The organism is Phnomibacter ginsenosidimutans (assembly GCF_009740285.1).
GTDB classification, from domain to species: Bacteria; Bacteroidota; Bacteroidia; order Chitinophagales; family Chitinophagaceae; genus Phnomibacter; species Phnomibacter ginsenosidimutans.
On record NZ_CP046566.1, the window covers coordinates 3559244 to 3571823 of the forward strand.

Sequence of the window (12580 nt, forward strand, 5' to 3'; positions counted from 1 at the left end):
GGCTAAAAATAAAAGAAGAACCATCAGGAACCGTCATGCCCTGCATTCTTTAAAAAATAAAAAAACGGACGACTGAATCAGCCGTCCGTTGATATGGTTGCGATATTGCTTATCGCTTGCTTTCCAAAATTTTGATGTAGTTGGCTCTTTCGTAAGCAGTGGGGTCAGAAATGTTTTGCTGACTCATAACGCCTTTGAAAGCCTGGATGCTTTCAAAACCTTTTGCCTTCATCCAGTTGCGAATGCCATGGTTCATCACCGTGATGTAATCAATACCGTTGCGGTACAAAGTAGAAGCCGTCATAGCAACATCGGCACCGGCCAGCAAATATTTAATCACTTCAATTTCGCTATTGACACCACTGGTAGCCGCCAGCGATACCGGCACACGACCATGCAAGATTGCCAGCCACAACAGCGGCAAACGTATTTCAGTGGCTTCACTGTATTGCAGGTTCGGCAATACTTTCAACTGCTGAATATCAAAATCGGGTTGGTAAAAACGGTTGAACAATACGAGACCGTTGGCACCTTCTTCGTACAAGCGACGAGCCATATTGCCAATAGCACTAAAGTACGGACTCAGTTTCACAGAAACAGGAATACGTACTGAACGGCGAATGGCTTTTACAATATCTACATAGCGTTGTTCTACCTGAGCAGCGTTGGTATGAATATCCGCGGGAATGAAAAAGATGTTTACCTCCAATGCATCAGCACCGGCTTCTTCAATCAGCTTGGCATACTCAATCCATCCTTCGTTGGTCACACCATTGAGGCTACCAATAATGGGCAATGAAGTACGGGCTTTTGCCTGACGAATTTTTTCGAGGTACTCATATGGCCCTACATGATAGTCTTCAATACCAGGAAAAAAATCGGACGCTTCAGCAAAAAGATTGCTGGTGTTTTGCGAGATGGCATCATAACGGGCAGCATCCTGTCGAATTTGTTCTTCAAACAATGAGAACATCACCACAGCGCCTGCTCCGGCATCTTCCATGCGTACAATATTGCTGATGTCTTCGCTCAGCGTACAGGCAGAAACCACCACCGGTGATTCCAGTTTCAGGCCCAGGTAATTGGTAGAAAGATTCATATGCATTGAAATACCGCTACACTACCAACGCAAGGCCGGTATTGTAGCGGAGTTTTGTTAAGAGTGAATAATCATCATGCACGTATTTATGCAACTGGTACAAAGTCGCTGGCAGATTTGGTAGCCAGCTCTTCGTAGTTTTTCCAACGAAGGTTCACCAGCTCTTGTGCCAGGTTCATCAGGCGTTCGGCTTGCTCCGGATTAGAGTTGACCAATACTTTGTAACGCAGCTCATTGTATGCATAGTCTTTCATTGGCATGGATGGACGCTGCGAATCGAGCACAAACGGATTCAGTTTTTTGCGGCGCAACATGGGGTTGTAGCGCAGCAGCGGCCAGTAACCACTGTGTACGGCTTTCGTTTGCTGATTGAGTCCATCTTTCAAATCGTAGCCGTGTGCAATACAATGGCTGTACGCCAAAATAAGCGATGGTCCGTCATAGGCTGCTGCTTCCCGCATGGCCAGCAAGGTTTGCTGCGGATTGGCGCCCAATGCTACACGGGCTACATACACATTACCATAGCTGATGGCCTGCATGGCAAGGTCTTTTTTACCTACCTGCTTACCAGCTGCTGCAAACTTGGCAGTAGCAGCTGTTGGTGTACTCTTACTGCTTTGTCCACCAGTGTTGCTGTACACTTCTGTATCCAGCACAATTACGTTTACGTTACGTCCGCTGGCCAGTACGTGGTCGAGGCCGCCGTAGCCAATATCATAGGCCCATCCATCGCCACCAACCAACCACACACTGCGTTTCACCAGTTGGTCGGCTACACTCAGCAGTTGACGAGACAATGAATCTTCTTTGGTACGCAAAATGCTTTTCAGTTCTTTCACTCTTGCCCGCTGTGCCACCACTTCGCTTTCCATTTCTTGTGGCGCATCCAAAATACTGTTGGCCAATTCTTCACCTACAGTAGGCGCCAGCTGACGAAGGATGGTTTCTGCCATTTCAAACTGCTTATCGGCAGTGATGCGCATACCCAAACCAAACTCAGCGTTGTCTTCAAACAAAGAGTTGCTCCATGCCGGGCCTTGTCCGTCTTTGTTTTTAGCCCATGGCGTAGTAGGCAGGTTACCTCCGTAAATAGAAGAACAACCTGTAGCATTGGCTACCAGTAACCGATCGCCAAACAATTGGGTGAGCAGCTTGAGGTATGGCGTTTCACCACAACCGGCACAGGCACCACTAAACTCAAACAATGGCTCGAGGAACTGTGCACCATGTACGGTAGAGAAGTTGATGCGTGAACGATCGTTCCAGGGAATGTTTTCGAAATATTCGATGCTGGCTTTTCCTGTTTCGAGTATAGGCGCTTTATCAGCCATGTTGATGGCTTTCTTGCTGCGATCATTCGGATCACTGGCAGGGCAAGCATCTACGCACAATGTACAACCCGTGCAATCTTCGAGGTACACTTCTAATGTGTACTTGGTTTCAGGAAAACCACGTGCATTGATGGGTGCAGATTTGAAACCTTCCGGAGCTTTTTCCAAAAAGTCTTCGTGGTAAAATTTGGCCCGGATTACACTGTGCGGACAAACGAACGAACAGTTACCGCACTGAATACACAGGTCAGGTTCCCATACAGGCACCAAATCGCTGATGTTGCGCTTTTCATACTGCGTGGTAGCACTGGGCCATGTACCGTCGATGCTGATAGCACTCACCGGTAATTCATCACCATGACCGGCCAGCATGGGCCCAATCACACTTTTCACAAACTCAGGTGCGTTACTACTTACACTTTGCAGGCTGGCTGTGGCAGCAGTAGCAGTGGCAGGAATGGTTACCTGATGCAAGTGATCCAGTGTAGCATCCACGGCCTGGAAGTTTTTCTCTACAATAGCCCTACCCTTTTTGCTGTAGGTTTTTTCAATAGCATGCTTGATTTCTGCAATGGCTTCTTCTTTGGGCAGCACTTCGGCCAGTGCAAAAAAGCAGGTTTGCATAATGGTGTTGATGCGGGTACCCATACCGTTTTCACGGGCTACAGTAGTGGCATCAATCACGTATACTTTTATCTGTTTGTCTATGATTGTTTGCTGCACGTTGCCGGGCAGGTTGTTCCAAACTTCATCTTTGTTGAAAGGACTATTGATGAGGAAAATCGCACCGGGTTTGGCAAACGAGAGCATCTCTACTTTTTCAGTAAAGTTGAACTGGTGACAAGCGATGAAATCGGCCTGAGAAACGAGGTATGGTGCCTTAATCGGATTCTTGCCAAAGCGTAAATGTGAAACCGTTCTGGCACCTGATTTTTTAGAGTCGTATACAAAATAACCCTGGCCATACATCGGTGTGTTTTCACCAATGATTTTGATGCTGTTTTTGTTGGCACCTACTGTACCATCAGCACCAAGGCCAAAGAACAACGCCTGCCGCCAGCCACTTTCGTCGAGTGTAAATGATGGATCGTAGCTGAGGCTGGTATGCGACACGTCATCGTTGATACCAATGGTGAAATGATTTTTAGGTTTCACTTTTTTCAGCTCATCAAATACGGCTTTTACCATGGCGGGTGTCCACTCCTTGCTACTCAAACCATAGCGGCCACCAATGAGGCGGGGCAGTTGAGCCAGCATGCCTTGTTGGAATGCCTGCACCAGCGAAGCCAACACATCCTGAAACAGCGGTTCGCCACTGGCACCGGGTTCTTTGGTACGGTCAAGTACAGCAATGCTTTGCACGGTAACGGGCAATGCCTTTATGAAGTAATCCATATCGAACGGACGATACAGCCGAATGAGCAATACACCTGTTTTTTCGCCAGCGGCATTCAGCGCTGCGGCAGTTTCGGCAGCGGTTTCGCCACCACTACCCATGATGATCATGACGCGGTCAGCATCGGCTGCACCATAGTATTGGTACAACTCATACTGACGACCGGTATGCTGTGCAAACTCTTGCATAGCTGCATGCACGATACCTGGTGTAGCACTATAAAAATTATTGACAGTTTCACGACCCTGGAAGTAAACGTCTGGATTTTGTGCCGTACCACGAATGAAAGGATTATCGGGGTTCAATGCACGGCTGCGATGCTCAAACAACAGGTCATCGGTAATCATGCTGCGCATCACATCTTCCGGTATCAATTCAATTTTGCTCACTTCGTGAGAAGTACGGAAGCCATCAAAAAAATGAATGAACGGAATGCGGGACCGCATGGTAGCCGCTTGTGCAATCAATGCCATGTCGTGTGCTTCTTGTACAGATGCACTGCTCAGCATGGCATAACCTGTGGTGCGGGCTGCCATTACATCCTGGTGGTCGCCAAAGATGGACAGGCCTTGCGCCGCCAGCGAACGGGCCGCTACATGAAACACTGCTGGCGTTAATTCACCCGCAATTTTGTACATGTTGGGCAGCATGAGCATGAGCCCTTGCGATGCCGTAAATGTGGTAGTGAGTGAGCCTGTTTGCAACGCACCATGCACGGTACCTGCAGCGCCACCTTCACTTTGCATTTCCATTACATCGGGTACATGGCCCCAAATATTTTTTGTGCCTTTGGCAGCCCACTCATCGGCCAGTTCGGCCATGGTGCTGCTGGGAGTAATGGGGTAAATGGCACATACTTCGTTGACCCTGTAAGCCACATACGCAGCGGCTTCGTTCCCATCAATTGTTGCGATTAATTTTTCGTTACTGGCCATTGCTATTTGTTATTTACAGGTTCAGGAATCATTTCGATGGCATGGCAGGGGCATTGCTCGTAGCAAATACCACAGCCCGTGCAGGCATCGTAGTTAAACTGGTAGCGATTGCCTTTACCCAGTTTGATAATGGCTTCTTCGGGGCAGGCGCCAAAGCAACCGTCGCACTCAAAGCAGTTACCACAACTGAGGCAACGCTTGGCTTCGTACAACGCTTCTGCTTTACTGATACCTGCTATCACCTCATCAAAAGAACGGACAGCTATTTGTGGTGCCAGTTTCTCTTGTTCTTTTTGTGGCGCATCAGTCTTCATCCACATGTGCAGGCGCTTATAACCGGCTGTGAGTGGCTTGGCGGGTTTTTCGTAGGTCAGACCCCGCAAATAAGCATCCATGAATTTGGCTGCTTTTTTACCATTGCCAATGGCAATGGTGGCACTGCGCTGTTCGCCGGGCAGCATATCACCACCGGCAAATACACCTGCATAACCTGCCATGCGTTCGCCATTGATAACGATACCGCCATCAGGCTTGCACTGCACTCCTTCGAGTGATGCATATAAGCTGCTGTCTACTTCCTGGCCCATGGCCAAAATGATGGCATCAGCTTCCAGCACCAATTCTTCACCTGTTGCAACGGGCTTGCCTTTCTGCATTTCCATTACTTCCACGGTTATCTGATTGCCTTCAATGGATTTGATATTGCGGAGGAAGTCTATTGCTACACCTTCGGCAATGGCGTCGTCAGCTTCAAAGTCGTAGGCGGGCATCATTTTACGATCGCCAGGATACAAGATTACAGGTACCAAACCCAGACGGCGGGCTACCCGAGACAGGTACATGGCCATTTTGCTACCGCCATAAATCACCACTTTGCTACCGGGCTCCGGCACATCGTTGGCTTTGAACATGCGCAGAAAATCGACGGCCTGAATAACAGGAATGGATGGCTTACCTGTGTAGCCAATGGCTTTGCCCAAATGTGCCCCAATGGAAAGGTATACGGCATCAAAACCACCAGCTGTTTTTTCAGCTTCCGGATCGGTTACTTTATGATTGAGGTGGAGCTTTACGCCCATATCCAAAATGCGTTGGATTTCGGCATTCAGTATTTCGCGGGGAAGACGGTATTCGGGAATACCCATTTCCATTAAACCACCCGCTGCGCTACTGGCTTCAAATACTTCTACCTGATGGCCGAGGCGTACCAAATGGTAAGCAGCGGTAAGGCCACTCGGGCCGGCGCCTACCACCATTATTTTTTTACCACTGGCTACAGGCGTTGCAAATTTTACTGGCCATTTATGAGCCAATGCTTCGTCGGCGATGTAGCGTTCTACCGCATGTATGTTGATGGTTTCATCTACATGGTTGCGGTTACAACCGGTTTCGCAGGGCTTTACGCAAATGCGGCCCATGATACCGGGGAAAGGGTTGTCTTCCAGAATTTTCTGAAAAGCCGTTTCAAAATCACCTGCCTGTGCAAAACTGAGCCAGGCTTGTATGTTTTCGCCAGCGGGGCAAGCACTGTTGCACGGTGGCATAAAATCCATATACACCGGGCGCTGGCTGCGCAGGTGACCGGTACCGGATGCATGCTGCAGCAGGTCTACGGGTTTGGTAATGTCGTTGTAGGAAATGGCCATAGCTAACACTCTTTTTCAGGACACACAATGTCCCCTGATGGAAGAGCCAAATTAGAAACCAGCGGATGGGCGAATGCTGATATAAGTCAGTCGGCAATATGAATTAAATAAGGCTGCCCAACCGGAAATCAATTTGACGCAATGCGAAAAATGGCCTGCGGCAAGGCTTTTACCGTACGGCATCGATTGCGAAAGACTGGACAAAGGACTGCATTTGGTAAAAGCGCTGAAAACTGTACTTTCCCATTTCAATTCAACATTTTCGTTCACACAACACTTTTTATCGCCGTATGAAACGTCTGCCTTCACACTTTCTCGTTTGCTTTTTTCAATGTCTGGTTCTTGTTACTGCTGCGCAAAATGTGGGCATAGGCACCAGTAGCCCTGTAGCCAAGTTGCATGTTCAGTCTGCCGGATTCGAGAGCCTTCGCCTGCAGGGGGCCGAGTGCTGCCGCCACTTTTTACGACAACGGCTCGTTGCGTGGATACATTCAAGCATGGACAGATGGCATTACCATGAGTGGTGCTGCAGGCCAAAGCCTGAGATTGTACAGCAATGGTGGCAGCAATGAACGAATCAGTATTTTATCAAACGGCAATGTGGGCATCAATAACAGCAACCCGCTGGCCAATGTACACATTCACAGCACCACAGTAGAAGCATTGCGCATCAGTGGTTTTAACCCTGCTCAAACTTTTTACAACGGCAACAATTATGTTGGTTATCTGCAAGCGTATCAAAACATCATGTCAGTGGCGGCGGATGGCAGCAACCGTGTGGGACTGTTTACGGTGCAAACAGAACGCCTGACCGTTTTACCCAATGGTAATGTTGGCATCAACAATGTGGTTCCGGATCAGAAACTGGATGTAGCCGGTAATGTGAAATTTAGTGGCGCCCTAATGCCCAATGGCAACAGCGGTCAAAACTATCAGGTACTCACCAGCAGCGGCAGCGGCGTACCAGAGTGGCATGTGCCCGGCTATAGCCATGCCAACAGGATGCAGAACGTAAACATGGCAGGCTCACAATATTTAACCGTAAACGGCACTTATGAAATTCAACCCACTCTGTCGCCGGCATATGTTAGCACTACCGAAACCAGTATGCTACACTATCAGGCAAAGTATATTGTTACAGACATCAACAACACTTTTGGCGCTGACACAGAATTTGAATTGCAATTGTTTTTTCGGGTGGGGGCCACAGTGGCTTACAGCCACAAGCAGGCATTTGTAACCAAAAACGGACGACAAACAGATGTGAGCATCTCCGGCTTTTTTCCGGTTACAGCAGGTATTAGTTATGCAGTAGAAGTGTACGTTGTAAAATATGCAGGCGATGATATGACAGTGGTAAGTGGTGGCGTAAAAACCTATCATTAACCACCAACACTGCTACATACAAAACGGCCACTGCAAATTGCAGTGGCCGTTTATGTTATTTAAGTAATGCGTGATTGCTTCATTAAATAACCAATCACCCAATTCACTATTCCCTACTTCGTAATTGCCGCCAGCACTTTCGCTTTCACTTCATTCAGGTGTATGCGTTCTTGCGTCATGGTATCGCGGTAGCGAATGGTTACTGTGCCGTCTTCTTTGGTTTGGTGGTCGATGGTAACACAGAACGGCGTACCCACGGCATCCATACGACGGTAGCGTTTGCCAATGGTGTCCTTCTCTTCGTAGAAACAGTTGAATGCCGGGCGACATTCATTCATGAGTTCACGGGCAAGGTCTGGCAATCCGTCTTTTTTAGTGAGTGGCAACACGGCCAGTTTGGTAGGCGCCAGGTTAGCAGGAATTTTCAATACCACACGGCTGTCTTCGCTGCCATCTTCCTTGGTCCACTTTTCTTCGGCATAGGCATTGGCCAAAGTAGCCAGCACCAAGCGGTCGAGGCCTACGGATGTTTCAATCACATACGGCACATAGTTCTGGTTGATCTCGGTATCGAAGTATTGCTGCTTCTTTTTGCTGAATTCCTGGTGGCGGCCCAAATCGTAATCGGTACGGCTGTGGATGCCTTCCAGTTCTTTGAAGCCAAAGGGAAATTCAAATTCGATGTCCACTGCAGCGTCAGCGTAGTGGGCCAGCTTTACATGGTCGTGGTATTGCAGGCGGTCAGTAGGGAAGCCCATGATTTCCTTGTGCCACTTGAGGCGTTCGGTTTTCCAGTGTTCGTACCATTCTTTCTGGCTGCCGGGGCGAATGAAAAACTGCATTTCCATTTGCTCAAACTCCCGCATTCTAAAAATGAACTGACGGGCTACAATTTCATTCCGGAATGCCTTACCGGTTTGGGCTATACCAAACGGAATTTTCATGCGGCCGGTTTTCTGCACGTTCAGGAAGTTCACGAAGATGCCCTGTGCTGTTTCGGGGCGCAGGTAAATGGTGCTGGCTTCGTCGGTTACGCTGCCCAGCTCGGTGCTGAACATGAGGTTGAACTGACGCACATCGGTCCAGTTGCAGGTGCTGCTTACAGAGCACTTCATGTTGTTGTCGATGATGAGCTGTTTTACGCCAGCCAAATCATCGGCCGCCAGCAGTCGATCCATTTGAGCAATCAACGCATCCGCTTTTTGCGTTTCGCCTTCGGCTTTCAGCTTTTCTGCATGGGCTTCTATCAGGTGGTCTACTCGGTAGCGTTTGTTGCTGTCTTTGTTGTCGATCATGGGATCGCTGAAGCTATCCACGTGGCCGCTGGCCTTCCAGGTGGTGGGGTGCATAAAGATGGCCGCATCGATACCCACAATGTTATCGTTGAGCTGGGTCATGGTTTTCCACCAGGCGTCGCGGATGTTCTTTTTGAGCTGGGCACCGTTTTGGCCATAGTCGTACACAGCGCTGAGGCCGTCATATATTTCGCTGCTCTGAAAAATGTATCCGTATTCTTTGGCGTGGCCAATGAGGTTTTGAAATGTGTTTGCTTCGTATGCCATGAGAAGAATTTGAAAATGTGCGAATGTGCCAATTGGAAAATGTGCCAATGCTTTATCAGCAATGCCAACATGACCCGTTTTTTTGGCGGGTGGCAAAGATAAGGGTTGCGGGTAAGCGTGGTGACAGCACCCCTTGGCCCCTGAGGGGGAAATACATTAGGACACGGATTTGCAGGATGAAAACGGATGTGCACGGATGCTTTCTAACATTTGTCAACTAACATCAAGCATCTCTGTGTTCACCATCAACTACCAACCAACAACTACCCACCATTTACACCCTTACATACCACTTGCGTTTGTCCATCACATAGCCGGTGAGCCAGCAAACCATCATGACAGCAAGGGCAAAGAGCAAGGAACCTACCGGCCCGCCAATGAAGCCGAAGAAGGTTTGGTACACCCACTGATACATGGGCTGTCCATCGGCAGTATGGAAGAACCACAAGAGGATGGCGATTACTTCGCTGAGCAGGTAAATGAACAATGGATTTTTGCCAAACACTTCGAAGAAATAAGCCCAACGGTTGCGGCCGGCAAAATCGAGCACATACATTACTACGGATAAAATGAGTAAATCGAGGCCAACGGTATGCAGCACAAAAGAGCTGGTCCACAGTTTTTTGTTGATGGGAAAAACAAGATCCCATGCATAGGCTGCGGCTAGCAACACAGCGCCAGCCATGAGCAGTTTGGCCAGCATTTCATAACTGCGGCCTTGTTGCTGAATGTACCGGCCGGCAGCAAAACCTGCTACCACATTTACAATAGCTGGCAGTGTGCTCAGCAAACCTTCGGGATCGAAGGCAATGCTATCGCCATGGTACATATGGGCTTCGCCAATGAGCCACTTATCGAGCACCGTCGTTGCATTACCTTCGAGGCTTAGCGCATCGGCACCTGCTGGCGCCAGCCAATAGCACAAACCCCAATACAACAGCAACATACCTGCACTGAGCCAATACATGGTTTTGGATTTGAGGTAATACACCATGAGTGCTGCAGCACCATAGCAAAGCGCAATGCGCTGCAATACACCAAATACCCGTGTTTCAGCAAAAGGAAAAGCAACATAAGCACCATCCTGATACTTCACAAACGGAAACCAGTACATAAGGTAGCCCAGTAGAAATATAATGAATGTTCGTTTGGCTATTTTGAGCAGCACCTGCGACTGCGGCATGTTGCTCCACTTGAGCATTACAAAACTCATGGCATTGCCTACGGCGAAAAGAAAACTGGGAAACACCAAATCGGTGGGCGTAAAGCCGTGCCATTTAGCATGCTGCAAGGGCGAAAAAGAAACACTACCATCACCGGGCGTGTTTACAATAATCATGAGGCAAACGGTGAGCCCACGAAATACATCGAGGGCTTTGAAACGGGTGGCAGCTGGAGCAGTCATATGGGCTGTTTTCAGCCCTGAATGTACGGGAAAACTTTACTGCAACTTTTCGTTTTGCTGATGGCGGTTGGCGTCGCGGATGTTTTTCTTTTCGAAGTTTTTTTGGAGAGCAGTAGTTAGGTCTACACCGGTTTGGTTGGCCAGGCATATCAGCACCCACAACACATCGGCCATTTCATCGGCCAGCTCCTTGCCCTTATCACTTTCTTTAAACGATTGCTCGCCGTAGGTACGCACCATCAGGCGGCTGAGTTCGCCCACTTCTTCCATGAGGATGCCCAGGTTGGTGAGCTCATTAAAATAGCGGACACCCACGGTTTTGATCCACTGGTCTACTTGCTGCTGTGCTTGTTCGATGGTCATGATAGTTGATGGTTGATGGTTGGCGGGGGTAGGTTGGAGACTTCGGACTTTCGGACTATCGTTTTACGATTCATTTATCCTCACCCAGCTTCTCCAAAGGAGAGGTGCCGTAGAGTAAGGTAGTTGATATTGGGGATTGGACTTCGTTTGCCCGTCTTTCGGACTTTCAGTCTTTCCGTCTTTCCGTCTTCCGGTCTTTCCTCACTCTTTGTTTTTTGAATCAATCACAATCGTCAGCGGGCCGTCGTTGAGCAGCCGCACTTTCATATCGGCGCCAAAAATGCCGGTGGCTACCGGCTTACCCAATTCGGTGCTGAGTTGCGCAATCATTTTTTCGTACATGGGCTTGGCAAAATCGGGTTTGCTGGCCCGGATGTACGAAGGGCGGTTACCTTTTTTGGTAGCGGCATGCAGGGTGAACTGGCTGATGAGCAAGATGCCGCCATCCACATCTTTTACCGACAGGTTGGGTACTTTGTCGGCATCATCAAAAATGCGGAGGTTTACTATTTTATTACACAGCCATTGCATGTCTTCTGTGCTGTCGGCATCTTCAATACCAACCAATACCAGCAGGCCCAATCCTATTTGGCCGGTGATGTTGTTCTCTACCGTTACGCTGGCTTCGGTTACCCGTTGTATCACTACTCTCATACGCAGGCAAATTAAACAGTAAATGCCATGCCGGAGCCATCCGCTCCAGAATGGCTATTTTTGTCGGCTATGGAAATCATCAATGCCAGTTACCTCATCAGCAAACCCGATGTGGCCCAGTGCCCGGCAGCAGACCGGCCTGAGTTTGCTTTCATTGGCCGCAGCAATGTGGGCAAAAGCTCCCTCATCAATATGCTGACGGGCAATCAACGGCTGGCCAAAACCTCCGCCGCTCCCGGCAAAACCCAAATGATCAACCACTTTGTGGTAAAGAGCCGCAACAGTGCCAATGCCAAATCGGTAGCCGAATGGTACCTGGTGGATTTACCCGGTTATGGGTATGCCAAAGTGAGCCAAAAAAACCGCAAGAGCTGGGGCAAAATGATTGACGATTACCTGCGCAAAAGAGACAACTTACTCACCACTTTTGTACTCATCGACAGCAGGCATGAGCCGCAGGCTATCGACCTTGAATTTGTGAACCAGATGGGTGAATGGCAGTTGCCTTTTGCCATTGTGTTTACGAAGGCAGATAAAATGAAACCTGGCGGACTGCAGCGAAATGTGGAAGCATTTGCCGCTGCCCTTCGGGAAAATTGGGAAGCGTTGCCAGCTTTTTTCATTAGCAGCAGTACCGACAAAAGCGGCAAAACAGAAATACTCGATTATGTGCAGGGCATTTTAAAATCTGTTTCGAAGTAACTCCAATATAGTTGGCAGCATTTCATTATTTACAGGCAGCCAATTGCTGTACCAGACTACACAAAACAGTAGCCGGTAATTGAAATAAACAACAGAGGAAA

The 12580-nt window shown here is 48.6% G+C and carries 9 protein-coding genes; 2 read left to right on the top strand and 7 right to left on the bottom strand.

Features of this window, described 5'->3' with window-relative positions; genetic code table 11:
* Positions 1-109: 109 nt before the first annotated feature.
* The 3 genes from GLV81_RS15450 to GLV81_RS15460 form a co-directional block, all read right to left on the bottom strand.
* Positions 110-1099, bottom strand: coding sequence for a dihydroorotate dehydrogenase-like protein (locus GLV81_RS15450; protein WP_157479677.1), 990 nt, complete (start codon positions 1097-1099; stop codon positions 110-112).
* Between the two features lie 86 nt (positions 1100-1185).
* Entirely contained in the window at positions 1186-4761 is a 3576-nt protein-coding gene (gene nifJ / locus GLV81_RS15455) for a pyruvate:ferredoxin (flavodoxin) oxidoreductase (protein WP_157479678.1), read from the bottom strand.
* A gap of 2 nt (positions 4762-4763) precedes the next feature.
* Positions 4764-6407 carry an NAD(P)-binding protein gene (locus GLV81_RS15460; protein WP_157479679.1) on the bottom strand — a complete coding sequence of 548 codons (1644 nt, stop codon included), beginning with the start codon at positions 6405-6407 and terminating at the stop codon, positions 4764-4766.
* A 399-nt stretch (positions 6408-6806) separates the two neighbouring features.
* Between GLV81_RS15460 and GLV81_RS15465 the strand changes: the two genes are divergently transcribed.
* Positions 6807-7793 (top strand): hypothetical protein, encoded by a 987-nt coding sequence (locus tag GLV81_RS15465; protein ID WP_157479680.1) that lies wholly within the window; start codon positions 6807-6809, stop codon positions 7791-7793.
* 113 nt (positions 7794-7906) lie between these two features.
* On the opposite strand, the gene GLV81_RS15470 is transcribed toward GLV81_RS15465, so the two are convergent.
* The 4 genes from GLV81_RS15470 to dtd all read right to left on the bottom strand — a co-directional run bounded on the left by GLV81_RS15470 (position 7907) and on the right by dtd (position 11777).
* A complete protein-coding gene (locus GLV81_RS15470) occupies positions 7907-9355 on the bottom strand; it encodes a glycine--tRNA ligase (protein ID WP_157479681.1) in 1449 nt (482 codons plus the stop codon).
* 274 nt (positions 9356-9629) lie between these two features.
* Entirely contained in the window at positions 9630-10760 is a 1131-nt protein-coding gene (locus tag GLV81_RS15475) for an acyltransferase family protein (RefSeq protein ID WP_157479682.1), read from the bottom strand.
* Positions 10761-10796: 36 nt separating this feature from the next.
* Entirely contained in the window at positions 10797-11123 is a 327-nt protein-coding gene (locus GLV81_RS15480) for a nucleotide pyrophosphohydrolase (RefSeq protein WP_157479683.1), read from the bottom strand.
* Between the two features lie 201 nt (positions 11124-11324).
* Positions 11325-11777 carry a D-aminoacyl-tRNA deacylase gene (gene dtd / locus GLV81_RS15485; RefSeq protein ID WP_157479684.1) on the bottom strand — a complete coding sequence of 151 codons (453 nt, stop codon included), beginning with the start codon at positions 11775-11777 and terminating at the stop codon, positions 11325-11327.
* Positions 11778-11804: 27 nt separating this feature from the next.
* Between dtd and yihA the strand changes: the two genes are divergently transcribed.
* Entirely contained in the window at positions 11805-12479 is a 675-nt protein-coding gene (gene yihA, locus GLV81_RS15490) for a ribosome biogenesis GTP-binding protein YihA/YsxC (RefSeq protein ID WP_281350708.1), read from the top strand.
* Positions 12480-12580 lie beyond the last annotated feature (101 nt).

Excerpts from the sequence above, each read along its gene's own strand:
- GLV81_RS15450 (WP_157479677.1), bottom strand. The coding sequence starts at position 1,099 with ATGAATCTTTCTACCAATTACCTGGGCCTGAAACTGGAATCACCGGTG.
- nifJ (WP_157479678.1), bottom strand. The coding sequence starts at position 4,761 with ATGGCCAGTAACGAAAAATTAATCGCAACAATTGATGGGAACGAAGCC.
- GLV81_RS15460 (WP_157479679.1), bottom strand. The coding sequence starts at position 6,407 with ATGGCCATTTCCTACAACGACATTACCAAACCCGTAGACCTGCTGCAG.
- GLV81_RS15465 (WP_157479680.1), top strand. The coding sequence starts at position 6,807 with ATGTTCAGTCTGCCGGATTCGAGAGCCTTCGCCTGCAGGGGGCCGAGT.
- GLV81_RS15470 (WP_157479681.1), bottom strand. The coding sequence starts at position 9,355 with ATGGCATACGAAGCAAACACATTTCAAAACCTCATTGGCCACGCCAAA.
- GLV81_RS15475 (WP_157479682.1), bottom strand. The coding sequence starts at position 10,760 with ATGACTGCTCCAGCTGCCACCCGTTTCAAAGCCCTCGATGTATTTCGT.
- GLV81_RS15480 (WP_157479683.1), bottom strand. The coding sequence starts at position 11,123 with ATGACCATCGAACAAGCACAGCAGCAAGTAGACCAGTGGATCAAAACC.
- dtd (WP_157479684.1), bottom strand. The coding sequence starts at position 11,777 with ATGAGAGTAGTGATACAACGGGTAACCGAAGCCAGCGTAACGGTAGAG.
- yihA (WP_281350708.1), top strand. The coding sequence starts at position 11,805 with ATGCCGGAGCCATCCGCTCCAGAATGGCTATTTTTGTCGGCTATGGAA.